This is a genomic window from Shewanella sp. SP1S2-4, assembly GCF_031932075.1.
Taxonomy (GTDB): Bacteria; Pseudomonadota; Gammaproteobacteria; order Enterobacterales; family Shewanellaceae; genus Shewanella; species Shewanella baltica.
Genome location: NZ_JAUOET010000015.1, coordinates 48,543 through 74,555, shown reverse-complemented (window position 1 = coordinate 74,555; position 26,013 = coordinate 48,543). Strand labels below are relative to the sequence as shown.

Here is a 26,013-nt window from a genome sequence, read left to right as displayed (position 1 = left end):
GTGTTTTGGGTGAATGGCGCATCGCAGGCGAGTGTCGACCCTTCCGATCGAGGGCTTGCCTACGGTGATGGCCTGTTTGCGACTATGCGGACAGGCGCTGAGGGGATTTTGTTTTTCAACGCCCATCAAGCTCGTTTAACCGCAGGCGCCGCAAGGCTTGGGTTTCAATGGCAAATGAGTGAAGCATTGCAACAGCAGCTTTATGCCTTAGCCATTGAATATCCACATCATTGCATTAAGTTAATCGTTACCCGTGGTGTCGGTGGCCGTGGTTACACACCACCAGAAACGGTTAATCCTACCGAAATCGTCTCAGTTCATGCTATCCCAAGCCATTATGCAAAGTGGCAGCAAGTGGGCATTTGCCTTAAAACCTCGTCGATACGATTGGGTTTGCAGCCCTTGTTGGCTGGGATGAAGCATTTAAATCGACTCGAACAAGTCTTGATAAAATCCCACCCTTTACCTCAGGGGTTTGATGACTGGTTAGTTAACGATATCGAAGACAATGTGATTGAATCTTCGATGGCCAATGTGTTTTTTATCAAAGGCAATCGCGTTATAACCCCTTCATTAGCCCAGTGCGGCGTGGCGGGTGTGATGCGCGAACAGGTTATGATAGCCTTGCTTGAACAGAACATGAATATCGAATGTTTGCCCGTTGGCGCCGAGCGTTTAATTGAATTTGACTCAGCGTTTATCACTAACAGCGTTTTAGGAATTGTGGATGTGCTGGCGATAGACTCGCTCAAGTTCAGCCGTGCTCCGATTACCGCGCAACTTAGACAGACACTTTCACTCACCCTATGAAAAAACTCATTCTTATCGCCAGTTCAACCTTGTTGACCTTGCTGACATTAGTCTGTTTGGGCGCCTTTTGGGGCTATCAAACTGTTATCGAATACAGTCAAACGCCGCTGAGTCTCAGCGAGCCTAAAGAGCTGACCGTTGAACGCGGTACCAGCGTTAACCAGCTTGCGCAGCAACTTGCCGACGATGGTGTGATTCAAGATACGTGGAAACTCAAGTGGTTACTTAAGTTCCGCCCTGAGCTTGCTAAGATCCGCTCGGGCCTTTACGAAATCTCACCTTCACAAACCATTACCGATTTGCTGAATGATTTGATTGCCGGGAAAGTGAAAACCTTCAGTTTGACCTTAGTTGAAGGTAAAACCATCGTTGAATGGGAACAACAACTTGCCAGCGCGCCGCATTTACAGATGTCACCAGAGGTGTTTGCCGCCGTGTTGATGGCGCAGGGCGATGATTCAGGTTTGCCAGAGGGTAAATTCTTTCCCGACACTTATCATTATACCGCCGAGGCGGATGTTAAAGTCCTGCTGACTCAAAGCTATAAGATGATGGAGCAAGAGCTTGCCAAAGCGTGGGCGGAACGGGCACCAAATCTGCCGTTAAAATCCCCCTATGAAATGCTGATTTTGGCATCGATAGTCGAAAAGGAAACCGGCCAAGCCCATGAGCGCGACCAAATTGCCGGAGTATTCGTTAATCGTCTTAATCAAGGCATGCGTCTGCAAACCGACCCGACGGTTATTTATGGCATGGGCGAACGCTATAAGGGCAATATCACCCGTAAAGATTTAGTCGAAGAGACACCTTTTAACACTTACCGTATCTTTGGATTACCGCCGACACCGATTGCAGCACCGAGCAAAGCCTCACTGATGGCCGTGTCTAAGCCCGCCAGTGTGAGTTATCTCTATTTTGTGTCACGCAACGATGGTACCCATGTGTTTTCAAGCACACTTGAAGCACACAACCAAGCTGTAGATGTGTATCAGCGTAAGAAAAAACCGGCGACGCCAGAAAAATCACCAAAGTAAAAATGCAGAGAAAGAAAATCCAATGTCAGTTTTTGCAAAATTTATCGTTATTGAAGGTTTAGAAGGCGCGGGTAAATCGAGTGCGATTAACCTTATTCGCGACTTTATTGAAAAACATACGGGTAAAGCGCCAATCTGTACCCGTGAGCCAGGTGGCACGCCACTGGCCGAACGTATCCGTGACTTAGTCAAAATTGCCGATTCGACCGATCCCCTGTGCGACGAAGCCGAGTGTTTACTTATCTATGCCGCCAGAGCCCAGTTGGTTGCTAATGTCATTAAGCCCGCGCTTGCAAAGGGTCAATGGGTATTGGGTGACAGACACAATTTATCGTCACTGGCCTATCAAGGTGGTGGCAGGGGCTTAATGCCGTTAGTGGAAGCGGTGAGCACTGCCACCCTAAAAGGCTTTAAACCCGATCTCACTTTGTACTTAGATTTAGATCCTAAGCTTGGGCTAACCCGCGCGGCTAAACGCGGTGAGCTTGATAGAATTGAGCAACAAGCGATTGATTTCTTTGAACGGGCTCGCGCGACTTACCTTAAACTTGCCAGCGAAGATGACAGCATAGTGGTTATCGATGCGAGTCAAACCATGGCCGAAGTGCATAAAGATATCTTAGCCGTACTACAGGCGATGGCATGGTAGTTGAGTCTGGGTTTACGGCTGCGCAATTGCCTTGGCTCGAAGGGCCAAGGCAGGCATTTTTAGCGCAACTCACGCGGCAAAAAATGCCCCATGCGCAGCTTGTCGGCATTGATTCTGCCTATGGTGGTGAGCTGCTGAGTGTGTTTATGGCGCGCGCGGCCATGTGTTTGCAGCCAACGCCTGTGGGGGCCTGCGGTTTTTGTAAGTCTTGTCAGCTCTTTGATGCGGGCAATCATCCCGATTTTTACCATATTGCTGCCGATGGCAATCAAATTAAAGTCGATCAAATTCGTGAGCTTTGCACGCGTCTTACGGCGACAGCCCAGCAAAGCGGTATGCGGGTGGCGATTATTCATCATAGCGAGCGGCTTAACTCCGCTGCCGCCAACGCTCTCCTTAAAACTCTTGAGGAGCCGGGTAAAGACACTTTACTGATATTGCAGTCGGATACGCCTGCACGTTTAATGGCGACGGTCAGCAGCCGTTGTCAGCGCATTCCCTTCGTTGTGCCAAGTCGAGAAATCATCAAAAACTGGTTAGCGCAGCAATGTGATATCCAAGAGGATGTTACTTGGTGCTTGAGTGTGGTGGGTGGACCGCTAAAGTTGGCAGAGAGCTTGCAGTCTGAAGGTGGTCAACAGAGCCGTTATCAATCCTTGCTACAGTTTCGCAAAGATTGGGCCCAAAGTTTGTCGTCTGGTCATCTGTGTGCTAGTTTGTTAACTATAAGTGAACAACAAATAATTGATGTTCTTAAGGTTTTATACCTGCTTATACGACAGGTATTACTGAAAAATAGCCACCAAGATGCGTTTATCCATGCGCAGCTCGGGAACTTGGCGGCCAAGATCATGGGAATGTGTCATAGCTTAAGTACAATGCCGAGCGTCAATTATCTGGCCTTGTGTCAAAGTTATGTCTTAGAATATAGAGAGATAACAAATAAGTAATATGCCATGGTAGATCTCGTCGTTAATTTTGATACCTTACATCAGCTATATCGTGCCTATATGCCTTTTATTAAGCCGGCAGGATTATTCATTGCGACTAGTGAAGGGCATTACCTTGGCCAGCCGCTGACGATTGCGTATCGCTTACCGGGCGCGACCATAACGAATGAATTTCGCGGTGTCGTGGTATGGATCAATCCCTTAGGTGCTTCGGGCGGCCGTCCTGTAGGCATTGGCATTAAAATTGTTTCTGAGCCCGATAGCCATAAACACCACATCGAAAAATTACTGTCCCGCGAACTGGCCTCCGGCGATCTAACCTGCACTATGTAGGTTGGCCCGCATAATTGCTCTGGTTTGAAGGTTACTTAGGTTTAAACGCTCTGCTTTAAGCATTACTCTCGTTTAACTGTTCAAGTTTTAACATTGGCCCGCACTCTAAACTGACTCTTCACCTCCGCGGAATTTGACCTCGATCCCTTGGCTGGGTATCCTTGTCGTCCTTTTGTTATTCAGCTTGGAAATCCCTGTGCTTATTGATTCACACTGCCATCTCGATCGCCTTAAAGCGGCGCCTGATCAACAAACCCTAGAACATATTCTGGCCAGCGCGAAAGCCCGTGGCGTGGACTATATGCTATGCGTCAACGTGCGCCAGCAGGGATTTGAATCGATGCGAGATAAAGTTGCAGCCTTCGAACAGGTATTTTTGTCATCGGGCGTGCATCCATTAGACGTTAAAGAAGGGCTTGATGTTGAGCAAATCCGCCGCTTTGCCACCGATCCTAAAGTGGTCGCGATTGGTGAAACTGGTCTAGATTATTTTTATGCCGACGAAACTAAATTGCTGCAACAACAATGTTTTGAGCAGCAGATCGCCCTTGCGGTCGAAGTGAATAAACCTTTGATTGTCCATACTCGCGATGCGCGTGAAGACACGATCACTATGCTTAAGCAGGGCAACGCGGATAAAGTTGGCGGCGTACTGCATTGCTTTACTGAGAATTGGGAAATGGCAAAAGCGGCGATTGATCTTGGTTTTTACATTTCAGTATCAGGTATCGTCACCTTTAAAAATGCCGGCGAACTGCGCACTGTTATCCGTAAAGTGCCACAGGATCGCCTGCTGGTTGAAACAGACTCGCCCTATTTGGCGCCTATTCCACACCGTGGACAAGAAAACCAGCCCGCCTATGTGCGTGATGTGGCAGAGTTTGTGGCCGAGCTTAGGGGTGAGCGCTACGAGGATCTTGCTGAGTACACGAGTAATAACTTCTTTAATTTATTCAAAGATGCGGCGCGTTTAGTCGGCCGTTAGCCTCAAGTGCTTTGACCCATGTTATGCGATTGCGTGATTGTTAGCGTGCAGGCATAAAAAAAGGCCCAAAACGATGAAAGCTGTTTGGGCCTAGGGGAATGGCTCGTTGAAGAGCCGTGCGCTACAGGTGAAAGCGCCATGCAGTGCGCTTTACAATAGACTCAGTGTAGTCGAGCTTTTGCCCTAGAGTCGCGTTCACCTTCCCCTTTTTTAGGTTATTTATCGCTAAAAAACAGCAGAACTATAACGATTTTGTCTGTTCTGGTAGCAATAATACTTTATCTTTCACTAAGTCTCTGGGCAGGTTGTTTTTTAACTTATTGCCTAAATGTTTCGCCATGCCTAACGGCGCGCCGCCATAACAGACGATCACTTCACCTTGGGCTTTGCCTGCGGTAGCTAAGGGAATATCTCGCCCCATCAAATACTCTTTGGCTTCAACATCGCTCACATCGACCGTTTTTGCCGTTGGGCTAAGTTGTTTTCCCGCTAAAGCAATAATCGCTTCATGGCGGACTTTAAAACCGTGCTTACTGTTATCGGCGAGTTTAATGCCAATACGCTGAAAGCGCATACGACCGATAAAAGCGTTGAATTTATGAGGAAATAGCCAGAATTCATCATCGCGAACCATGAGGAGTTCGTCCGGTAAGCTGATGCCTAAATCCTGCTGAAAATAGTCTTTGATCCCTTGGGCTTGTTTCGCTGATGCGGTCGTGAAGGGGAAGTTTTTCTGCAGTTTAGGCTCTGGCTGTAACCGCGGCACAGAGGCAGTTTTTGTCAATTTAGCGACAAAGAAACCTTCACTGTCGTAAATCTGTGGCCAGACATGCAAGAAGCCTTCGGCAGTCGTGGCTCGCTCAGCGCCATCAAATAAATCGCTTAAGGATTCAAATTGCACGGCATCGCCGTAGACTTGTTTTAAATACTCGCATACGCCTTGGTTTTCGAGACGGTTTAAGGTGCAGGTCGAGTAGACCAAACTGCCGCCGGGTTTCAGGGCGAGAAACGCCGATTCGATTAAGGCTTTTTGGGTTTCGCTAATCGCCAACACATCGTCAAGGCTCCAATGTTTTAACGCATCGGCGTCTTTACGCACTGTGCCTTCGCCGCCACAGGGCGCATCAATGAGCACGGCATCGAAACTTTCATACAGGTATTCGCCAAACACGCGGCCATCGAAATGGGTGAGAGCGCAGTGGCTCGCGCCCATGCGCAGCACATTGGCGTGCAATACTTTCACGCGGCTCGCCGAATACTCATTCGCCACCAATAAACCTTGGTTTTGCATCAATGCGGCCATTTGCGTGGTTTTTGAACCCGGCGCAGAGGCGAGATCGAGTACGCACTGCCACTTTGCACTAGTCGTAAATGCACTAGGCGTAAATGCACTAGGCGTAAAAAGTGCGGTCGGCGGCAACATAGAGCTGGCTTCTTGAATGTAGAATAAGCCCTGAATGTGCTCTAAGGCATTGCCGAGTTGTTCTTCTTCATCGTAACTGATCCAAAATCCGTCTTCACACCAAGGAATAGGATCAAACGTCCAGCCCTTAGGTTGCATCAGAGTCTTAAAGTCGTCGCTGCTGATTTTTAAGGTATTGACCCGAATTGAACGTCTAAGCGGCCTGTCGCAGGCGGCAATAAACTCGTCCATGGATAAATGGGCGGGGAGTTCTTGGGTGATTGTATCGATAAAATTTTGATTTAATTGAACCATTGATTTCATTGAACCATAGGAAAATAGACTGTGTATCAACTGGCGCGAGTATATCATAATCCCTTATTGGGTCTGAGATTTTATCCCAAGTGCCTCAGCCGTTATGGTGATTTGAGGTTTATGCACTGACGATTGCCGCAATATTAGAATGAGTTGCCATAAAGCTAGCACTCAGTAGTCATGAGCTAATAGAATAAAAACAAATAAAAATAAGGGGATTAGCGTGCTGAATCGCGTGTGGTTAGCTTTCTTTGTTACGGCATTGCTGGCAATAGCGGTGCAACTGTTCAATGGACACATAGAAGTCCTATCGGCTTCGGTCGCCGCATTATTTGCTAGCGCTAAGCTTGCCGCCGAAATTTCCCTTGGGCTGATTGGTGTACTTTCCCTGTGGATGGGGTTAATGCAGGTGGGCGAGAAGGCCGGTGTGGTCAGCGCGATAGCCTTTGTGTTTGAGCCCTTACTGCGCCGCTTGATGCCAGAAGTGCCCAAGGGCCATCCCGCCTTTGGCAGTATCACGATGAATTTAACGGCGAATATCTTCGGTTTAGATAATGCCGCCACGCCGCTTGGTTTAAGGGCGATGCATGATTTACAGAGTTTGAATCCACTAAAAACCGTGGCGACTAATGCGCAAATTTTATTCTTAGTGCTCAATACTTCCTCTGTGACCTTAGTACCTGTGACGGTATTCCTTTACCGTGCCCAGCAAGGTGCAGCCGCGCCTGCGGATATTTTCCTGCCGATTTTACTGGCAACCTCGGCCTCGACATTGGCGGGCTTACTGGTTGTGGCGTTAGTGCAGCGGATTTCGTTATTAAACTCTGTGGTGCTCGGTTATGGCGCCTTGATGCTCTCTGGCCTAGTGGCGAGTGTTTTTTATCTGATGACCTTAAGTGCTGAAGCCATTGGCACAGTGTCGACGGGAATGGGTAACGGCATTTTATTGTTATTAGTGTTTACCTTCGTCATTGTTGCAGGCATCCGTAAAGTGGCGGTTTATGATGAGTTTATTGAAGGGGCGAAGGCGGGTTTTGCCCAATCTATCCAACTGATCCCTTATTTGCTCGCCATGTTATTGGCTATAGGTTTACTGCGCGCATCCGGCGCCTTGGATTATCTGTTGCACTTGATTGCCAGTGGCGTACGGATATTGGGTTTCGATACGCGTTTTGTCGATGCTATGCCGACCGCGCTGATGAAACCTTTTAGTGGTTCAGGCGCCAGAGCCATGATGCTCGAGACAATGGATCATCACGGCGTCGATTCTTTTGCTGGCCGATTAGCGGCGATTTTTCAGGGCAGCACTGAAACTACTTTTTATGTTCTCGCCGTGTATTTTGGTTCTGTGGGTATTCGCCATGGCCGCCACGCCTTAGCCTGTGGATTAACCGCGGATTTTGCGGGGATCAGCGCTGCGATTGCTGTCTGTTATTGGTTCTATGGTTAAGGATGGTAAGGGTCTTGAGCGCCCTAGAATGTGTCAATGACATTTCGAGAAGCTAAAAATAAATCAGGCGCATTATGCGCCTGATTTATTTGTAAGAGCTTTAATATTCGTGCGTTGGTGTAAGTATTTTGATGAAAAGAATTACTGGGCCGGTGCCCATTCCTGCCATTCGTTTTCGGCTTTGTGTTGCAATCTTAATACTGTTCCTGCTGCTAAACGATTACCTTCTTGAGTCGTGTCCTTAGTCGCGACATTAATACCGCCAGCGAGTAAGGTTTCCAGCGAGCCCGCTTCGATTTGAGCACCTGAAAAGAGGCCAACATCGACTTTAATTCCAGAAGCATCCCAGAACTGACTGCTTTGATTCACTAAGTGACTGTACTGCGGCTCAATATGGGCTTGCATCAGCACGCTATTGCCCTGTGTCGACAGGCTATAACCGTCGATTTGACCGACTTTGATACCACGGAAGAAGATAGGTGTGCCGACTTTCATCGAGCCTAAGTTGTTATCTTCTAAGACGAATTTAAGCGCATCTTCGTCAACGTTGGCATAACTGCTGGCAGCGAGGTTGGCAACAAACTGGGTCGCTTTTTGACTGCTTGTACCCGGCAGTACACCGATATAAGGGCCAGTGATCAAGGTTTCTGGCGCTTTAATTCCCGCCAGAGAAATTTGTGCATCCACTAGATGATATTCACAGTCGCTGCGACTGAAATGTTCGGCGTATTCGCCGTAGAGATAGGCCGTTGCAGTGAGAGTATTGAGATCGGCATTGAGCTTCACCTGCGACACTTCACCCACTTGATGACCTTGATAGCGAATCGCTGCTTTGGCGGTAAGCTTGCTTGAAGCGGGTAAGGTGAGGCGAATTGCCTGCGCCTGCGTTAATGCCAACTGCTTGCTCTCATAGAGTTTTAAGTTAGCTGCATTGCTGGCTTTGCCATTGCTATCAAGCAATCCCAGACTGATGCTGCCCTTTAATGCTCCTTGGAGCGGCGCGACCGCAACATCAATACCAGCAAGACTGGCGCTAATATCCACGGCGCTGTTACGCCAGAACACATTCGGCTTTTTCAGCAAGGGCTGGAATTGTTTGTCGATAGCGAGCTTGATAGCAAAGTCTTCGGTCTTACTTTGCCAGTTCACTGAGTCAACTGTCCCAATTTGCATCTTTTTATAGTAAATCGGTGAGCCTTGGCTGACATCGGCGCCATCTTGACTGATTAAGGTCAGATGCACTTGTTGCTGACGATCATAGAAGGCTATCGCGGCATCCACTGAGCTAAACAAGGTGAGGGCGCTGTTGGCGGCGAGTGGCGTATCGCTGTGGCCTTGGATCAAGCTAACCGCACCTTGAGTGAGCGTCGTAAAGTCCCTTGCTTTGACTGAAACGCCCTCTAGTGATGCTTTTACTGTTAATGCCGACTCAGGCACAAAATAGCTGTCACTGCGAATTATGCTAGCAAACTCAGGTTGTAACTCGAGTTGGTATTCCACCGCCGATAAATCTTTGGTTAACTTAACCGCAAGCACTGAGCCAATGGGGATTTGCTTAAAGCGAACTTCGGCGCCCGCTGAAATGCCCATGTTTTCGGCAGAGGTTAAGGTCAAGAAACGCTTCTTTGATTGCAGTAAATCAGGTGCTTTGGCTTGTAAGGCAAAACTGCTTGGCATCGCCGTTTTTGTATTAATGCCTGGCAGGAAGTTGATCACGCTGCCCGTTAGTAAACGCTCTGGATTTTTAATGCCTGAGAGGGAAATATCGGCACCTTCAAGCCAAAACACGCCGTCGTTAGTTAACAGTGAACCGTATTGAGGTTCAAACTTAGCCACAGCTATTACGCCATTGGCGGTGAGTTGCTTGCTTAAAATGCTGCCGATATTGATGCCGCGATAAACAATGCGAGTGCCTTTGTCGACACCGTTAGCATCAGCCATGGTGAGACTTATTTCTATGCCGCCAAGGGCTGTAGTTTCTGAATCATAAAGCGAAAAAACGTCGCCGTTTTTGGCAATATCCGCGTTATCGTCAGAGCTGAAACTCACGCCGCCAGCCAGAATGGAGGCCAAACTCTCAGAGCTGACTTTAACCCCAGTCAGCGAAGCATCAATTTTAACACCGGAGACATTCCAAAAGTGAGAGTTTTTCTTCACTAATCGCGCGTATTGCTCTTGAATAAAGGCGCTGATGATGACTCTTTGATTACCATCTAAACGATAGCTAACCACACTGCCCACAGGGATTTGGCGGAAAAATATTGGCGAGCCAACATCCAACGAACCGAGTTTGTCTGAGGTCAGTTCGACCATCACACCTTCTGAACCGATTTGCATCGGCGGCGGTTGGCGTTCAGCTTCGAAGAAGGTTGACGCATTACCTTTACCCGGTTGAATCGCGATGTAGTTACCTGAGAACAGCGCATCTAAGCCTTCAACGCCTGTGATGCTGGCCTTAGGGGTGACCAGCCAGAAGAGAGTTTCCTTATTTAAGAAAGGCTTAGCACGGTAGTCCATCATGACTTTAACGTTTACGCCCTTGAGATCTTCATCTATTCCTATGTCTTTGACTTTACCGACAGTCAAGCCTTGGTATTTGACTAAGGTTTTACCTACGTCAATCCCAGTGGCGCTCGGAAAGTGAATTTGAATTTCAACGCCCGATTCTTTAATGCTCTTAATGCCCAGCCACGCACCCAATGCCAACGCGACAATAGGCAGTAGCCAAATGGGCGAAAAGAGTTTTTTCTTTACAACTTTCGGCGATTCAATTTGTGTCATCTTGAGGTTCCAATCGATCCCAGAGTAAACGAGTGTCTAACACTTTTGCGGCTAACTGAGTTAACAGAATAACCAAGGCAAATGCGGTCGCTGCAGGCGCGGGTTTAGCGTCGAGTAGTTGTCCCATATTCACTAATGCCACTGTGATTGAGATGACAAATAAATCGAGCATAGACCAACGACCAATCCATTCGATGATGTGAAAACCCACCATCAATTTCTTTTTTGAAATCGGAATATCAAAGCTGATCGCGCACAGATAAATGGATAAGCCAATGATTTTAATCCATGGCACTAAAATACTGGCAGTAAAAACTATCACGGCAATGGGCAACATATCTGAATGCACTAGATGCAAAATGCCCGAAAAAATGGTGTCGTGCCGCACTTGCCCTTGGTTGGTCAGCATAGTGATAGGGTAAATGTTGGCAGGCACCAGCAAGATGGCAGCGGTAATCAACAAAGCCCAACTTTTTTGCAGGCTGGAATAGTCCCTGACCTGCAACTCAGCTTCACAGCGTTGGCAGTGGCTGAGGTCACTACTATTGAGCTGGCGGCAGACCTTACACAGACACAGGCCGATATCTTTACCTTGTTGCTTCATATCAGCGATGACCTTCCAATAACGTCCACATGTGCTCTAAGTCGTACTCTCGTTGCAGAAACAAAGTCACGAGAAACAACATAGTGAAGCAAAATGTGCCCATACCAAAATAAATGTCAGAAAAATCAGAAAGCTGGAACGATGAAACCAAAAAGCTGATCACATAAATTTCCAGCATAGTGAGTTGTGATAATACGCCATGAAACTTCAATAATTGCTTCAATGAGTTACGCCAAAAAATACGACTCAGTCCCCATTTCACAATCAAAATCTGCGTCAGTATCGATAACAGTAATAAGCCTGGACCAATCACTGCGGCGGCAAGCACGGCTAAACCAACAACCCAATAACCTTGGTCAAATACCGCAAACGCGCCCTGAAAAACTGTGGTGGTGCGAATACTGCCGAAAAAGTGAATTTCGAGTACGGGTAAAAAATTGGCAGGAAAATAAAACACTAATGCCGAGATACATAGGGCGAGCATGCCATTTACAGAGCAGTACGGAGTGTCATAAAGTGCAGTACTGCAACGGGGGCAAAGGGCTCTGACACCGCTTGGCAAGGCACGTTTGCGGACTGCTAAATCGCAGGAACGACAAAGGATTACTGAATTTTCTGCTGCGTTTTCATGCATATAAAAATATATATTAGCCTAAATAGGAGTAATAACAGCGAGATCGGTGCAAAGTGTAGTGCTAATCAGCCGTTCTGCACAGTCTAGCGCTTTATAATCTTGGCAACGAAAGTACGCTAATAATATCAGATTAATCAGAACACTTGCATCACAAGTTCAATCTATGTCACTCTAGTTACTGTATATAAAAACAGTGCGAGGGCAGTCATGGCAGTAATAACACAGTTTGTCGTGGTCAGAGAAGGGGTTGAAAAGATGACATTCACATCTAAGAAGGAGGCTGATGCCTACGATAAGATGCTCGATATCGCCGATAACCTTATCCCCTTCATTCAAAAAGCTGATTTAGGTATAGATGAAAGCGTGGGCGAAAAGCTCGCATTCTATTTTGCTAACAATAAAGATGAGCTGACGAACTTGCTTAAAGGTGTCGTTCAGGTTAATAGTACGCCAACGAATCCACCTGCTGCGAAAAAAGCGGCTAAAAAGACCGAAGCAGCAGAATAAAATTGTTAGGAAATGTAATGAAATCGAAATTTTATGAGTCACTTAACCGTCAAGCCTTGGCCTTATTGGAAGGGGAAGACGACCTTGTTGCGGCAATGGCGAATTTTTCAGCCTTACTCAATGATAATTTGACTGAGCTGAACTGGGTGGGATTCTACGTTATGCGTGGCGAACAACTCGTATTAGGCCCATTTCAAGGTAAAGTGGCTTGTACACGTATTCCGTTAGGAAAAGGCGTGTGTGGTACGGCGGCATTCACCAATCAAACCCAGCGAGTGGCCGATGTACATCAATTTGATGGCCATATTGCCTGTGATTCTGCCAGTAATTCTGAAATCGTTGTGCCAGTTTGTGCTCAAGGTAACGTGGTTGCCGTGCTCGATATTGACAGCCCAATCTTCGATCGTTTCGACGAAGAAGACCAAAAGGGGCTGGAATTACTGGTTAAAAGTTTTGAAAACTGCCTATTTGATTAATTTGCGTACAATAACGCATAATTCATAGTCGCAATCGGTGGCGTGCGCCTTATAATATGCGCCTGCACGCATTAAGCTGGTTTGATTGGCATGCAATGAATAAGCTTAGTGTTTTGAGCTGTAAAAATTTGTTAAGGTATATTTTTTTTAACTTTAGTAAACGCGGCTAGGATGCTAATTTGTACGTTGACTCAATATTGAGTTTAACGAAGATAAACGACACGTAAGAAGTTGATATATATCACCTCGAATCGATGTCCCTTTTTGACTGTGGAAGTAATGATGGAATCAACAGAAAAGTTGACCGACACCAATGCAATTTTGGCGTATTTGTATGAAACATTTCCTTTGTGCTTTATTGCTGAAGGTGAAACTAAGCCATTAAAAATCGGATTGTTTCAAGATTTGGCTGAAAGGTTGGCTGATGATTCTAAAGTCAGTAAAACTCAGCTCAGAGTTGCCTTAAGACGTTACACCAGCAGCTGGCGCTATTTAAAGTGCGTTAAAGCGGGCGCACAACGCGTTAATCTGGATGGCGAACCTTGCGGCGAGTTAGAGCAAGAGCACATTGACCATGCTCAAGCCATGTTGAAAGAGAGTCAGGATAAAGCGAAAGCGAAACGTGCAGCACTCGCACCTAAGCCTGCGGCGAAGAAAGCACCTAAAAAGGTGGCTGTTCCTCAACGTGCTAAAACTGAGCGTCCTGCTAAGCCTGCGCCTAAAGCAGCGCCAGTCGTAAATTATGTCCAAGCACAATTGACTGATTTAACGAAAAAACAACGCGTCAATGTTAAGTTAGGTATGACACCCGTAGCCGGTGTGATTACTGATATTAACAAGGAAGATATTCATGTTCAGCTTGATAGTGGCCTAACGATTAAAGTTAGAGCAGAACATATCCTGCTGTAATCATTTTTTAAAACGGAGTAACTTGTTGATGCGAAAACTCACTTTGGCTACCTCGATCGCCACTGTTTTTGTCGGATTTTCGGCTTGGGCCGTACCACCCACGATTCAAATCAGCGAGTTACCCACTCTCAAGCAGGAAGCGCAACATAAGGTCGCGAGCAAAAGGGTAACGGACTTATACACTCGTTCGCACTATCATAGATTTAATCTTGATGATGCCTTTTCTACGCAAATTTTTGACCGTTACCTGCAGCAGTTAGACTATCGCCGCAATGTGTTAACCCAAGCGGATGTTGATAGCTTCAAACCTTATGCTACCCAATTCGATGACATGCTCAGTTCTGGTGAACTTGAGCCTGCCTATAAAATGTTTGATATCGTCCAAAAGCGTCGTTATGAAGGCTTTGTCTATGCTTTATCCCTACTGGATAAAGAGATGGACTTCTCCGCCCCTGGCGATGCCTATGAGTATGATCGTGACGATGCGGCATGGCCAAAAGATCAAGCCGAGATCAATGAGTTATGGCGTCAACGTGTTAAATACGATGCGCTAAATCTGAAACTCACAGGTAAAAAATGGCCTGAGATTGTTGAGATCCTGCAAAAGCGTTACAACAACGCCATCAAACGTTTGACTCAAACCAACAGTGAAGACGTGTTCCAAGGCGTGATGAATGCCTTCTCACGCAGCATTGAGCCGCATACGAGTTACCTGTCACCACGCAATGCTGAACGTTTCCAAATGGAAATGAATTTAAGCCTTGAAGGGATTGGTGCTCAACTGCAACTTGAAGACGATTACACTGTGATTAAAAGCTTAATTGCTGGCGGCCCTGCGGCTGGCAGCGAAAAACTGTCGCCAGAAGACAAGATTGTCGGCGTCGGTCAAGAAGGCGGTGAAATTGTTGATGTGATCGGCTGGCGTTTAGACGACGTGGTTGATCTGATCAAAGGACCTAAGGGCAGTAAAGTCGTACTGCAAATTTTACCGAAGAAAGGTGGTTCGAATGCTAAGCCATTCGACGTTACCTTAGTACGCGATAAAATTCGTCTTGAAGACAGAGCGGCAACCTCTAAGGTGATTGAACCTAAAGATGGCGAGTACGCTAATCGCAAAGTCGGTGTGATCCATATTCCTGGTTTCTACATGAATCTGTCACAGGACGTTGAAAAAGAGCTAGTGAAGTTAAACGAAGCCAAAGTTGAAGGCATAGTCATCGACCTTAGAGGTAACGGTGGTGGTGCATTAACAGAAGCCGTGTTGCTGACGGGACTCTTTATCGATATGGGTCCTGTGGTGCAAATTCGTGATGCCGATGGCCGTGTGTCTGCGCACCGTGATAACGATGGCAAAACCAGTTATGCCGGTCCTTTAACTGTTATGGTTGACCGTTACAGTGCTTCAGCCTCTGAGATTTTTGCTGCCGCATTGCAAGATTATGACCGCGCGCTGATTGTTGGTGAGTCTAGCTTTGGTAAAGGTACAGTGCAGCAGCATAAGAGCTTAGGCCGTATCTACGACATGTATGAAAAGCCAATTGGTCATGTGCAATACACGATTCAAAAGTTCTATCGGATCAATGGCGGCAGCACTCAGCTTAAAGGTGTGACACCAAACATTGCTTACCCAAGTGCGTTAGAGCCAGGTGAGTACGGCGAAGCTGAAGAGAAAAATGCCTTGCCTTGGGATAAAGTGCCAATGGCGCAATATGGCACGCTCAATGATGTGACGCCTGAGTTAGTGACTAGCCTTGAGGCCAAGCACCTTAACCGCATCAAAAGCAGCGTAGAGTTTGCTTATATCAATCAAGATATTGCCGACTTTAAAAAGCACCACAAAGAGAAGACAGTTTCTCTGGTTGAAAGTGAGCGCATTGCCTCCCGCGAAGCCGATGAGAAGAAAGTCCTCGATAGAACGAACGAGCGCCGAGTCGCCAATGGTTTAGCACCGGTTAAATCCATGGAAGACATTAAAGACGACGCCGAATTGCCAGACGCATTTTTAGATGAAACGGCTTATATCACTTTAGATATGGCTGATGCGCAAAAACTGGCTAAAACTAGTGCTAAGTAGGCGCTAGTCGAGTCGATTTATCCAATATCAAAACGCGCTTATGGCGCGTTTTTTCTTATTTAGATCAGCGTTAAAGGGATCGAAATGACACAAGCTCAAGCAAAATACTTAAAAGATTATCAAGCGCCACTCTTCACGATAGACACGATCGACTTAGCCTTTAATCTGGCGGGCAATGAGACTCATGTGCAGGCGATAAGTCGGGTAAAACGCGCTTCTAAGCATGCCCAAGCTTTAGTATTGGATGGCGAAGACTTAACTGTGGTCTCGCTGACGGTTGACGGTGAAGCAGTGCCTTATCATGTTAGCGCGGGTCAATTAGTCTTAGAAACGGCGCTTGATGAGTTTGAGCTGAACATCGTCACTAAGCTCGATCCCGAGGCCAATTCGAGCCTTGAAGGCCTGTATATGTCCGATGGTGCCTACTGCACGCAATGTGAGGCTGAGGGCTTTAGACGGATCACTTATTTCCTCGACCGTCCCGATGTATTAGCCAAATATACTGTGCGCATCGAAGCCGATAGAGCCGCATTCCCGTTTTTACTGAGTAACGGGAATTTGATTGATCAAGGCGAATTAGAGGGCGGCCGCCATTATGTTTGCTGGCAAGATCCGTTTCCAAAACCGGCTTACTTGTTTGCCTTAGTCGCTGGCGATTTTGATCTGTTGCAAGATGAGTTCATTACCCGCAGTCGCCGTAAAGTGATCCTGCAAGTGTTCGTCGATAAAGGTAATTTACATAAAGCACACCATGCGATGGCATCGCTGAAAAAATCCATGGCATGGGATGAGAGTCGTTTTGACCTCGAGTACGATTTAGATATTTACATGATAGTTGCCGTCGACTTTTTCAATATGGGAGCGATGGAAAACAAAGGCTTAAATATCTTCAACACTAAATATGTGCTTGCAGATACGTTAACGGCTACCGACGAGGATTATCACGGTATTGAATCGGTGGTAGGCCATGAGTATTTCCATAATTGGACCGGAAACCGCGTGACGTGCCGTGATTGGTTCCAGCTAAGTTTAAAAGAAGGCTTAACGGTTTTTCGCGATCAAGAATTCAGCTCCGATTTAGGCTCACGCGCTGTGAATCGAATTCACGCAATCAAAGTGATCAAGAATCAGCAATTTGCCGAAGATTCTGGCCCTATGTCCCATCCCATTCGTCCAGAATCTGTGATTGAGATGAATAATTTCTACACCGTCACTGTGTATAACAAGGGCGCTGAAGTGATCCGCATGATGCACACTTTGCTTGGCGAAGAAAAGTTTCAAGCGGGGATGAAACTGTATTTTAAACGCCACGATGGCCAAGCGGTCACCTGCGATGATTTTGTGGCGGCAATGGAAGATGCCAGCGGCGTAGATTTAACCCAATTCCGTTTATGGTATAGCCAAGCGGGCACGCCGATTGTGACTGCGATGGACAGTTTCGATGCGCTAACGGGCGTTTACCAATTAACCCTTAAACAAAGTTTAGCGAACTGTGCATCACCCTTGCATATCCCGTTCAGTATCGAACTGTTAGATGCCAAGGGCCACTCTTTAGTGAATGAAGTTCTCGACTTTACTCAAGCTGAACAAGTGTTTAGTTTTGAGGGATTAAGTCATAAGCCGGTGGCTTCACTGCTGCAAAACTTCTCCGCGCCCGTTAAATTGCAATATCGATTCAATGTGGATCAACTGGTTCACTTGATGCGTTTTGCCAGCAGCGAAGTGGCGCGCTGGGAAGCCTCAGTGACCTTAGTGAGCCAAGCGATTTGGCAAAATGTGGCGAGTTTACAGCAGCAACAAGCCATGACACTCGATCCCCGCGTGCGCGATAGTTTTAAAGGCGTGTTGTTAGACACTGAACTTGACCCAGCATTGATTGCCGAAATCTTAGCCATACCTACGGCATCTGCTTTGATTGAGCAAACAGAGAGCGTTGATCTCGATGCGTTAGCCTTAGCCCGTGAATTTGTGTTAACTGAGCTGGCTTCACACTCTGAAGATGAATTGATCGCGCTCTATCGCTCTTTGGTACCAGTCGATAGCACGCAGGCAAGAGCGCTTAAAAATCAGTGTTTAACGTGGTTAGCAAGAGTGTCGGATGAGGCTGAAGCGTTAGTGATTGCTCAGTTTGATAAAGCCAGCAATATGACTGATTCCCTCGGTGCACTGACTGCGGCGAACGTGGGTGATTTGCCTTGTCGCGATGAGTTGATGACCGCATTTGAGCTGCGTTGGCAGGACACGCCATTGGTAATGGATAAATGGTTTATGTTGCAAGCGACTCGTAATGCGCAAGATGTGATTGAATGTCTGCGTCAATTACAGCAGCACAAGCGTTTTAGTATGAGTAATCCAAACCGAGTGCGCGCGTTAGTGGGCAGTTTTGCGGCGGGTAATATTTACCAATTCCACCGTCAAGATGGTAAGGGTTATGCTTTCTTAACCGAATGCTTAATTACCCTTAATAAGCTCAATCCGCAGGTCGCGGCACGCATGGTGACGCCATTGATCCAGTTCCATAAATTCGACTTAGGCCGTCAAACCTTAATAAAAGCCTGTTTAGGGCAACTTTTGGCTTTACCTGACTTATCTAAGGATATGTACGAAAAAGTCTCTAAGGCATTGGCAAAATAGCGGTTTGTAGGAGGAGGGCGGCAATCGATGCCGCCCTGATATTATGGAATTGTATTTCAAACTAACGATCAGCTATCGAGATTTCTTACCTTACTATCAAGGGCTTGCTGATAAAATTGAGGTCCGCGAAACGCAAGGACGTATTTTGTGGATTAATGGCCGTCATTTCAGACGTTTTTTAACCGAAAATGGCATTCAAGGCTATTTCAAATTGGTTTTAGATGACAAGGGACAATTTGTTTCATTAAATCGAGTCTAGCCTGAATTTGTTTATTCGTGCTTAGAGTAATTACTTTAAACGGTCGGCTGATTATCAGGCTCGGTTTGTGATATTTAGTTTTTAAATATGTTAATGAATTATATGATTTTTTGATATCTTTTTCCGCTTCATTTCTCTCCCGCTTTTCTCTAATTTAAATCCCACCTTTTCAACTGCTGGCAAAAATGTACCTACATGCTTAATTCTTTAGAAAATTTTCTCTAACTGCGCCTTGCCCAAGGGGATTAATTGCTGTAACAATGATGTTACCTGTGAGCTAACAAGATGTTGGTTGTAATTCCTAAAACAAAGAATCCTGCAGGGTACGGAGAGCTAAAATGAAAATTGTTAAAAATAGTTTTAACAAATCGGCGCTTGCTTTGGGGGTGGCGTCGGCATTGAGTTTGTTAATGATCCCAAGCGTTAATGCAATATCTTTTGATTGGGGAGAGGTTGAGGGGACATTTGACTCAACTTGGACTGCTGGTGCGAGCTGGCGTGTTGGCGCGCGCGATTGGGAAGATCAAATTGGTAAGGTGAATCAACCCCAATTCGATTGGTCTAATTACAGCGCATTTGGCAATACAAAATATACTTCAGCTGAGATTTGGGCCCAGCCCGGGTCGTATTCCAGTAACAATGACTTAAGTAACTTACTTTATTCTCAAGGCGATACTACGTCTGAGATCGTCAAAGGTTTGCATGAATTATCGTTGAAATACAAAAACTACGGTTTGTTCGCCCGCGGTATGTATTTTTATGATCGTAAACTGAACGATGGCAATTATGACTACAACGATCCGATCACGGGTAAAGAATTTGACCCTTGCGAAGATAGCCGCGCTTCAGAAGTACAATGTAAAGATATCCGTTTATTAGATGCGTTTGTCTATGCCAACTTCGATTTGAATGAGGGTGCGAATCCATTATCTATTCGTGTTGGTAATCAAGTGGTGTCATGGGGTGAAAGTACACTGATTGCCCATGGGATCAGTGAAATTAACGCCGTGGATTTGAACATTCTTAACGCACCTGGTGCTGAGTTAAAAGAAGCGTTTAGACCGCAAGGTATGGTGTGGGCATCCCTTGGCCTGACAGATTCGTTAACGGTTGAAGCATTCTATCAATATGATTGGCAACCTATTTGGGTCCCAACTCCGGGCTCCATTTTTGCGACTAACGATTTTGCGGGTTTCGGTGGTTATGCTCAAAACGCTCAGCTTGGTTTTAACGCTAACCCTGACATCAACTTAGATTTTGTGATGCAAGAATATGAGCGTTTAGCGGGCATGATCGCCAGCGGCCAATCTATTCCGACGCAGCAATTGGTTTCTATGGCTTTAGCCTACCCAACGAAAGTGACGCTAGTGCAGGATGAAGAAGAACCAAGCAATGATGGCCAATACGGTATCAAGCTGGGTTATTACGCGCCTGAACTAGGTGAAACCGAATTTGGTTTCTATTTCATGAATTACCATAGTCGTCGTCCACTTATCAGTGGTACTGCTGCCGACTTTAGCACAGGTGCATTGTTATCTGATTTGGCGACGGTAGGCCAAAACTCGGGCAACATCAACCGTGAACTGCTGCTTAGCCTGAAGAGCTTCTCTAAGGCGCAAATCGTTTATCCCGAAGATATTAAACTCTACGGTTTCAGCTTCAACACCTTGATTGGTGATACGTCTGTCGCGGGTGAGATTGCCCATCGTCAAGATGAGCCACTGCAGATTGATGACGTTGAATTGCTGTTCGCCGGTATGCCACAACAGTTAGCCAATGCGGGGCTTCGTCCCGATCTTGATGGTATTTCACAGATTAAAGACGTTCAACCGGGTGAAACCGTGGATGGCTTTATTCGCGTGGATACCACACAGGCGCAGATGACTTTCACCCATCTATTTGGCCCAACCTTAGGTTTAGATAACTTAACTATGTTGGCCGAGGTTGGCGGTGTGTGGATCCACGATATGCCAGGTTTCGATGAGCTACGTCTCAATGGTCCCGGTACGTCACGTTCTGGCGGCAACCCAGATATGCCTGGCATCATTCAAGCCTTGCACAATGGTCCTGAAACTAACCCGTTCCCAACTGACTTTGCTTGGGGCTACCGTTTAGTGGCAAAAGCGGATTTCAACAACGTCTTTGCTGGGGTCAATATGTCGCCACGGGTCATTTTCTCCCATGACGTTGACGGTATTACTCCGGATCCTATGTTCCTGTTCACGGAAGGACGCAAGTCTGTCGCGCTAGGCGTTAACTTCGACTATCAAAACCGTTGGGGTGCAGATATCTCCTATAACAATTTCTTTGGCGGTGTCGGTACGACGAATGCGATGGCAGATCGTGATTATGTTTCATTCAATATCAAGTATTCGATCTAAAAGGACTCAAACAATGAAGAAACTGACGATATTGGCGAGTGCAGTGATGTTTGCACTCGTAGCGCCAGTCGCTATGGCTAAGGTATCAGAGGCTGACGCGGCTAAACTTGGCAATGAGCTCACCCCTTTAGGTGCTGAAAAGGCGGGTAACGCTGACGGTTCTATTCCTGCGTGGGATGGTGGTATCACTAAGCCTGTGGCGGGTTATACCAAAGGGATGCATCATCCAGATCCTTTCCCTGAGGATAAGATTGAATTCACCATTACCAATGCTAACAAAGCGCAATATAAAGACTTTTTAACACCGGGTCAGATGAAGTTGTTCGAACTTTATCCTGATACTTACAAGATGAATGTGTATAAGACTCGCCGTAGCGCATCTGTGCCGCAGTTTGTCTACGATGCGACTAAAGCTAACGCGACACGTGCAGAATTGATTGCACAGGGCAATGGTATTTCTGGCGCTGCTATTGGTATTCCATTCCCGATCCCTGCAAATGGCTTAGAAGCGATTTGGAACCACATTTTGCGTTTTCGTGGTATCGACATCGAGACTTCCCGTAGTCAAGCAGCACCAACGGCCGATGGAAGCTTTAGTTTGGTAGAAACGGCTGAGGAAATTCGTTTCGAGTATTCTCGTCCTGAAATGACTTTAGATCTGCTTAAAGCCAGCAATACGCTGTTCTACTTTAAGCAAGTGGTAACTCAGCCAGCCCGTTTAGCAGGTACTGCGTTATTGGTGAAAGAGACCATGGATCAAGAGGCCTTGCCACGCCAAGCTTGGACTTATAACACAGGACAACGTCGTGTCCGTAAAGCGCCAAACGTCGCTTTCGATACACCGGGTACAGTGTCTGATGGTTTGCGTACGACGGATGATTTCGACATGTTTAACGGATCTCCAGTGCGTTACAACTGGGAACTGGTTGGCAAAAAAGAAATTTATATCCCATACAACGATTACAAGCTGCACTCAGACAAACTGAAATATGACCAAATATTGAAACCTGGTCATGTGAACCCAGAATATGTTCGTTGGGAAAAACACCGCGTATGGCAAGTGAAGGCGACGTTGAAAGACGGTATGCGCCACATTTACAAAGTGCGCGATATGTACCTTGACGAAGATTCATGGCAAGTGTCGATAGCTGATCTCTACGACAACCGTGATCAGCTGTATCGTGTGGCCGTTGCACATGGCTTGAACTACTACGAAGTACCAACTCAATGGGACACGCTGGAAGTCTTCCATGATTTGCAATCCCGTCGTTATCTCGCCATGGGTTTAGACAACCAAAGTGGCATGTATAACTTCGATGCCAAACTGACCGAAGCTAACTTTACCCCTGATGCGTTGCGTCGTGAAGGTATCCGTTAATACGCCGTAAATAAAGGGGCGCTTTGCGCCCCTCATTAGTTTAAGGAAGTTTGTATGTCGTTTCGCATCCTTCAGTGTGTTGCTGCATTAAGTTTCGGTGGCGCTTTTTTCCCTTCTACCTTATCTGCAACTCCTTCTGATCCGATTTTTTCACAAATTCAACCGCTTGCGGCTTCATCTCTGATTTTAGATATTGCCAACGTGGGCAAAGGGTTAGTGGCTGTGGGTGAGCGCGGTCATGCTCTGGTGTATGACGGCAGTTGGCATCAAGTGGCGACGCCCGTAAGTTCACAGCTGACAAAAGTGTTTTTCCTTAATGACAAACTAGGCTGGGCCGTGGGCCATGATGCGACCATTTTACATACTCAGGATGGTGGCCAAACTTGGCAGCAGCAGATGCATTCGCCCGAGATTGAAAAGCCATTCCTCGATGTGGTGTTTTTAGACGAAAACAAGGGGGTCGCCATTGGTGCTTACGGTTTGTTTTATCGCACTAATGATGGTGGCGCCCATTGGAGTGATGAGTTCCATGAGGAGCTGTTAGCCGAAGAAGATGTGTCCTATTTAGCGGAGTTAAAAGACAGCGATCAATCTGCCTATGTGAGTGCGCGCGCGTCTTTACTACCGCACTTTAATCGTATTTTAACCTTGACTGACGGACGTTTATTACTGGTCGGCGAGTTAGGCCTAGTGGCGGTTTCTGGCGATAAAGGCAACACATTTGCGCGTACCAGTTTTGATTACGATGGCTCTATGTTTAATGCCATTGAAACGAAAGATGCCGTGTATGTGATGGGCCTTCGCGGGCATATATTCAAAGCTGATGTGAGTTTAAGTCAGTGGAATGAAATCGAACTGCCAGTTCAATCTTCAATCAATGGGGCTATGTCAGTGTCGGACGATGCGGTTTATCTCGTGGGTAATGCGGGGATTGTGATTAAACTGAACGAAGATGACACCAGCAGTATTGTTACTCGTCGCCAAGGGGAAAACTTAGTCTCTATTGCGAAGGATAATCAAGGGAATATGTGGTTATCCGGCAGCCAAGGGCTGTTTATTCTTAAGCCATAAAATTTTAAAACTACAATAACAGGGCCGAGAAGATGTTAGAAAAACTGGTCAACGGATTTGAGTCATTTTTATTCCGCAATCGTGCGTGGGTCGTCGGCATTTTTGTGTTTTTGACGTTGTTTTTAGGCTTTCAAGCCAGTCAACTCAAAATGGATGCGGCCTTCATCAAAAACATTCCACTGCACCACAGCTATATGCAGACCTACCTGAAACACCAAAAAGATTTTGGTGGCGCTAACAGCATTATGGTGGCGGTGGAAGATACCAGCGGCAATATTTTTAATGCGAACTATTTTGATACCTTAAAAAACGTGCACGATCAGCTGTTTTTTATACCTGGGGTTGATCGCGCGCAGGTGAAATCGATTTTTTCGCCTTCCACTCGTTTTACAGAAGTCGTTGAAGATGGTTTTGCTGGCGGGCCCGTTATTCCTGCGGATTTTTCGACCTCAGTATCTGGGCTCGAAACCGTGCGCGATAATATTGAAAAAGCGGGCATTGTTGGCCGATTAATTGCCAACGATTACAGTGCGGCCATGGTGTCGGCGCAGTTAATGGACTTTGATCCACAAACAGGTAAACCCTTAGATACCATTGCCTTTGCGGCGCAGCTCGAAAAAGAACTCAGGGGCAAGTTCGAAACCGACAAGGTTAAAATTCACATCATAGGTTTCGCCAAAATGGCCGGGGATGTGGCCGATGGTGCTAAGGGCGTATTGCTGTTCTTTGTGATCGCCATTTTGATCACCGCCGTCATGGTTTACCTCTTCTCTAAATCGATCATTCTGACCGTTTTACCCCTCGTCTGCAGTTTAACCGCTGTGGTCTGGCAGCTTGGATTATTGACTGTCATAGGCTTTGGCCTCGATCCCATGTCAATTTTGGTGCCGTTTTTGGTATTTGCCATCGGGGTCAGCCACGGGGTGCAGATGATCAACGCGGTAAGGCGCCGCGTGATGGACGGACAAACCACCAAAGCGGCGGCGGCTTCGGCATTTCGTAGTTTATTAGTACCAGGCGGTGTGGCTTTACTGTCTGATACTGTTGGTTTTATTACCCTGTTGTCGATTGATATCGGGATTATTCGCGAGCTCGCGATTTCGGCATCACTCGGTGTGGGCGTGATTATTTTCACTAACCTTATCCTGTTGCCTTTGGTGATTTCTTTTACTGAAATCAAAGTCAATAAAACCGCAGAGCCGACGGCTGAAGAAGTCCGCACTGAAGCGATTTGGCGTTTCTTAGCACGTTTTGCGACGCCTAAATACGCTGTAGTGGTGATTATTGCCACTGTAGTGTTGTATTTTGCCGGTCTGCAACAAGCCAATCAGATGAAGATTGGTGACTTACAGGGCGGGGCGCCAGCGTTACACCAAGATTCGCGCTATAACCTCGATACCTTCTTCATCACAGATCATTTCTCCATCACTACCGACGTGATGACTGTGATTGTTGAGGCGGCGCCCGAGGCTTGTACTTACCACGATGTGCTGACTCAAATTGATGAGTTTGAATGGTTAGTGCGTAATACGCCTGGGGTCGAGTCGACTGTGAGTCTGGCGTCGGTTGCTAAAAAAGTGAACGCAGGCTTTAACGAAGGTAATCCAAGGTGGGAAGTGCTGCCGCGCACGACCGCGAGTTTAGTGCAGGCCATTGGCCAAATTCCGACCACCTCGGGTTTGTTAAATGGCGATTGTTCTGTCATGCCTGTGTATCTGTTTATGAAAGATCATAAGGCAGAAACCATAGAAACTGTGGTCGCTAAGGTGAAAGCCGTCGCCGCGAAAATGGATAACGACAAGCTGCAGTTTAAACTGGCATCGGGTCCTGTAGGCGTGATGGCCGCGACCAACGAAGCAGTCGCCGAAGCGCAATTACCTATGATGTTATATGTCTATGGTGCCGTGTTTGTACTGTGCTTAATCAGCTTTAAATCCTTGAAAGCGACTGTAGCGGTAATTATCCCGCTGTATGTAGTGTCGACATTGGCGCAAGCCTTGATGACGCAACTGGATATTGGCTTAGCAGTCAGTACCTTACCTGTTATTGCACTGGGTGTCGGTATCGGTGTGGATTACGGTATTTATATCCTCTCGACCATGTCGTCTAAGCTCTCGAACGGTATGCCGGTGCAACAGGCATACTATGAGGCGTTGGTCGAACGGGGCAGTGCGGTGATCTTTACTGGCCTCACATTGGCGATTGGTGTCAGTACTTGGTTCTTCTCGGCACTTAAATTCCAAATGGACATGGGAATATTGTTAACATTCATGTTTGTGGTAAATATGCTCGGCGCCATAATTATCCTTCCTGCATTGGCCGCCGTTTTCTGGCGCCAACCTAAGTAGGGTCTACGAATGGGGAGCTTAGCTCCCCA

Annotated in this window: 21 protein-coding genes; 17 read left to right on the top strand and 4 right to left on the bottom strand. The window is 46.6% G+C overall.

The window, feature by feature from the left end; genetic code table 11:
• The 6 genes from pabC (at nucleotide 1) to Q4Q52_RS14355 (ending at nucleotide 4,761) form a co-directional block, all read left to right on the top strand.
• Nucleotides 1–810, top strand: coding sequence for an aminodeoxychorismate lyase (gene pabC, locus Q4Q52_RS14380; RefSeq protein ID WP_311990921.1), 810 nt, complete (start codon nucleotides 1–3; stop codon nucleotides 808–810).
• Nucleotides 807–1,844 (top strand): endolytic transglycosylase MltG, encoded by a 1,038-nt coding sequence (gene mltG / locus Q4Q52_RS14375; RefSeq protein ID WP_012089387.1) that lies wholly within the window; start codon nucleotides 807–809, stop codon nucleotides 1,842–1,844. The genes pabC and mltG overlap by 4 nt, the downstream gene beginning before the upstream one ends.
• Before the next feature lie 22 nt (nucleotides 1,845–1,866).
• Entirely contained in the window at nucleotides 1,867–2,493 is a 627-nt protein-coding gene (tmk, locus tag Q4Q52_RS14370; protein WP_300483724.1) for a dTMP kinase, read from the top strand.
• Nucleotides 2,487–3,443: a DNA polymerase III subunit delta' gene (gene holB / locus Q4Q52_RS14365; RefSeq protein WP_300483727.1), complete on the top strand. Its 957-nt coding sequence runs from the start codon at nucleotides 2,487–2,489 to the stop codon at nucleotides 3,441–3,443. Before tmk ends, holB begins: the two co-directional genes overlap by 7 nt.
• Nucleotides 3,444–3,449: 6 nt before the next feature.
• Complete coding sequence (locus Q4Q52_RS14360; RefSeq protein ID WP_006081920.1) at nucleotides 3,450–3,776, top strand: PilZ domain-containing protein; 327 nt, start codon at nucleotides 3,450–3,452, stop codon at nucleotides 3,774–3,776.
• A 196-nt stretch (nucleotides 3,777–3,972) separates the two neighbouring features.
• A complete protein-coding gene (locus tag Q4Q52_RS14355) occupies nucleotides 3,973–4,761 on the top strand; it encodes a YchF/TatD family DNA exonuclease (protein ID WP_311990920.1) in 789 nt (262 codons plus the stop codon).
• 241 nt (nucleotides 4,762–5,002) lie between these two features.
• Here Q4Q52_RS14355 and rsmF read toward each other — a convergent pair whose 3' ends face one another.
• Nucleotides 5,003–6,478: a 16S rRNA (cytosine(1407)-C(5))-methyltransferase RsmF gene (gene rsmF / locus Q4Q52_RS14350; protein WP_311990919.1), complete on the bottom strand. Its 1,476-nt coding sequence runs from the start codon at nucleotides 6,476–6,478 to the stop codon at nucleotides 5,003–5,005.
• Nucleotides 6,479–6,701: 223 nt separating this feature from the next.
• Here rsmF and Q4Q52_RS14345 point away from each other — a divergent pair, with 223 nt between their 5' ends.
• A complete protein-coding gene (locus Q4Q52_RS14345) occupies nucleotides 6,702–7,928 on the top strand; it encodes a nucleoside recognition domain-containing protein (RefSeq protein ID WP_311990918.1) in 1,227 nt (408 codons plus the stop codon).
• Between the two features lie 141 nt (nucleotides 7,929–8,069).
• On the opposite strand, the gene Q4Q52_RS14340 is transcribed toward Q4Q52_RS14345, so the two are convergent.
• From Q4Q52_RS14340 to Q4Q52_RS14330, 3 genes are read right to left on the bottom strand one after another with little or no spacing between them, the layout of a single operon-like run.
• Nucleotides 8,070–10,709 carry an MlaD family protein gene (locus tag Q4Q52_RS14340; protein ID WP_311990917.1) on the bottom strand — a complete coding sequence of 880 codons (2,640 nt, stop codon included), beginning with the start codon at nucleotides 10,707–10,709 and terminating at the stop codon, nucleotides 8,070–8,072.
• A complete protein-coding gene (locus Q4Q52_RS14335) occupies nucleotides 10,696–11,313 on the bottom strand; it encodes a paraquat-inducible protein A (protein WP_006086274.1) in 618 nt (205 codons plus the stop codon). The genes Q4Q52_RS14340 and Q4Q52_RS14335 overlap by 14 nt, the downstream gene beginning before the upstream one ends.
• A gap of 1 nt (nucleotide 11,314) precedes the next feature.
• Nucleotides 11,315–11,947: a paraquat-inducible protein A gene (locus Q4Q52_RS14330; protein WP_311990916.1), complete on the bottom strand. Its 633-nt coding sequence runs from the start codon at nucleotides 11,945–11,947 to the stop codon at nucleotides 11,315–11,317.
• A gap of 207 nt (nucleotides 11,948–12,154) precedes the next feature.
• On the opposite strand from Q4Q52_RS14330, the gene Q4Q52_RS14325 reads away from it, so the two are divergent.
• The 10 genes from Q4Q52_RS14325 to Q4Q52_RS14280 all read left to right on the top strand — a co-directional run bounded on the left by Q4Q52_RS14325 (nucleotide 12,155) and on the right by Q4Q52_RS14280 (nucleotide 25,984).
• A complete protein-coding gene (locus Q4Q52_RS14325) occupies nucleotides 12,155–12,454 on the top strand; it encodes a YebG family protein (protein ID WP_006081913.1) in 300 nt (99 codons plus the stop codon).
• 17 nt (nucleotides 12,455–12,471) lie between these two features.
• Nucleotides 12,472–12,930 (top strand): GAF domain-containing protein, encoded by a 459-nt coding sequence (locus Q4Q52_RS14320; protein WP_006081912.1) that lies wholly within the window; start codon nucleotides 12,472–12,474, stop codon nucleotides 12,928–12,930.
• 282 nt (nucleotides 12,931–13,212) lie between these two features.
• Entirely contained in the window at nucleotides 13,213–13,839 is a 627-nt protein-coding gene (gene proQ, locus Q4Q52_RS14315) for an RNA chaperone ProQ (RefSeq protein WP_006086276.1), read from the top strand.
• 28 nt (nucleotides 13,840–13,867) lie between these two features.
• On the top strand, nucleotides 13,868–15,913 hold the full coding sequence (gene prc / locus Q4Q52_RS14310; RefSeq protein ID WP_006081910.1) for a carboxy terminal-processing peptidase: 2,046 nt from the start codon (nucleotides 13,868–13,870) through the stop codon (nucleotides 15,911–15,913).
• A gap of 84 nt (nucleotides 15,914–15,997) precedes the next feature.
• Nucleotides 15,998–18,547, top strand: a complete 2,550-nt coding sequence (gene pepN, locus Q4Q52_RS14305; RefSeq protein WP_115334477.1) for an aminopeptidase N — start codon at nucleotides 15,998–16,000, stop codon at nucleotides 18,545–18,547.
• A 43-nt stretch (nucleotides 18,548–18,590) separates the two neighbouring features.
• On the top strand, nucleotides 18,591–18,806 hold the full coding sequence (locus tag Q4Q52_RS14300; RefSeq protein ID WP_006086278.1) for a DUF2835 domain-containing protein: 216 nt from the start codon (nucleotides 18,591–18,593) through the stop codon (nucleotides 18,804–18,806).
• A gap of 338 nt (nucleotides 18,807–19,144) precedes the next feature.
• Nucleotides 19,145–21,187: a DUF1302 domain-containing protein gene (locus tag Q4Q52_RS14295; RefSeq protein WP_311990915.1), complete on the top strand. Its 2,043-nt coding sequence runs from the start codon at nucleotides 19,145–19,147 to the stop codon at nucleotides 21,185–21,187.
• A 13-nt stretch (nucleotides 21,188–21,200) separates the two neighbouring features.
• Nucleotides 21,201–22,565: a DUF1329 domain-containing protein gene (locus tag Q4Q52_RS14290; RefSeq protein WP_106650706.1), complete on the top strand. Its 1,365-nt coding sequence runs from the start codon at nucleotides 21,201–21,203 to the stop codon at nucleotides 22,563–22,565.
• 54 nt (nucleotides 22,566–22,619) lie between these two features.
• Nucleotides 22,620–23,636 (top strand): YCF48-related protein, encoded by a 1,017-nt coding sequence (locus tag Q4Q52_RS14285; RefSeq protein WP_311990914.1) that lies wholly within the window; start codon nucleotides 22,620–22,622, stop codon nucleotides 23,634–23,636.
• A gap of 32 nt (nucleotides 23,637–23,668) precedes the next feature.
• A complete protein-coding gene (locus tag Q4Q52_RS14280) occupies nucleotides 23,669–25,984 on the top strand; it encodes an RND family transporter (protein WP_012089377.1) in 2,316 nt (771 codons plus the stop codon).
• Nucleotides 25,985–26,013 lie beyond the last annotated feature (29 nt).

What these genes read in the sequence shown, in the direction of transcription:
- mltG (WP_012089387.1), top strand. Translation starts at nt 807, where the DNA reads ATGAAAAAACTCATTCTTATCGCCAGTTCAACCTTGTTGACCTTGCTG.
- tmk (WP_300483724.1), top strand. Translation starts at nt 1,867, where the DNA reads ATGTCAGTTTTTGCAAAATTTATCGTTATTGAAGGTTTAGAAGGCGCG.
- holB (WP_300483727.1), top strand. Translation starts at nt 2,487, where the DNA reads ATGGTAGTTGAGTCTGGGTTTACGGCTGCGCAATTGCCTTGGCTCGAA.
- Q4Q52_RS14360 (WP_006081920.1), top strand. Translation starts at nt 3,450, where the DNA reads ATGGTAGATCTCGTCGTTAATTTTGATACCTTACATCAGCTATATCGT.
- rsmF (WP_311990919.1), bottom strand. Translation starts at nt 6,478, where the DNA reads ATGGTTCAATTAAATCAAAATTTTATCGATACAATCACCCAAGAACTC.
- Q4Q52_RS14340 (WP_311990917.1), bottom strand. Translation starts at nt 10,709, where the DNA reads ATGACACAAATTGAATCGCCGAAAGTTGTAAAGAAAAAACTCTTTTCG.
- Q4Q52_RS14335 (WP_006086274.1), bottom strand. Translation starts at nt 11,313, where the DNA reads ATGAAGCAACAAGGTAAAGATATCGGCCTGTGTCTGTGTAAGGTCTGC.
- Q4Q52_RS14330 (WP_311990916.1), bottom strand. Translation starts at nt 11,947, where the DNA reads ATGCATGAAAACGCAGCAGAAAATTCAGTAATCCTTTGTCGTTCCTGC.
- Q4Q52_RS14325 (WP_006081913.1), top strand. Translation starts at nt 12,155, where the DNA reads ATGGCAGTAATAACACAGTTTGTCGTGGTCAGAGAAGGGGTTGAAAAG.
- Q4Q52_RS14320 (WP_006081912.1), top strand. Translation starts at nt 12,472, where the DNA reads ATGAAATCGAAATTTTATGAGTCACTTAACCGTCAAGCCTTGGCCTTA.
- proQ (WP_006086276.1), top strand. Translation starts at nt 13,213, where the DNA reads ATGGAATCAACAGAAAAGTTGACCGACACCAATGCAATTTTGGCGTAT.
- prc (WP_006081910.1), top strand. Translation starts at nt 13,868, where the DNA reads ATGCGAAAACTCACTTTGGCTACCTCGATCGCCACTGTTTTTGTCGGA.
- pepN (WP_115334477.1), top strand. Translation starts at nt 15,998, where the DNA reads ATGACACAAGCTCAAGCAAAATACTTAAAAGATTATCAAGCGCCACTC.
- Q4Q52_RS14300 (WP_006086278.1), top strand. Translation starts at nt 18,591, where the DNA reads ATGGAATTGTATTTCAAACTAACGATCAGCTATCGAGATTTCTTACCT.
- Q4Q52_RS14295 (WP_311990915.1), top strand. Translation starts at nt 19,145, where the DNA reads ATGAAAATTGTTAAAAATAGTTTTAACAAATCGGCGCTTGCTTTGGGG.
- Q4Q52_RS14290 (WP_106650706.1), top strand. Translation starts at nt 21,201, where the DNA reads ATGAAGAAACTGACGATATTGGCGAGTGCAGTGATGTTTGCACTCGTA.
- Q4Q52_RS14285 (WP_311990914.1), top strand. Translation starts at nt 22,620, where the DNA reads ATGTCGTTTCGCATCCTTCAGTGTGTTGCTGCATTAAGTTTCGGTGGC.
- Q4Q52_RS14280 (WP_012089377.1), top strand. Translation starts at nt 23,669, where the DNA reads ATGTTAGAAAAACTGGTCAACGGATTTGAGTCATTTTTATTCCGCAAT.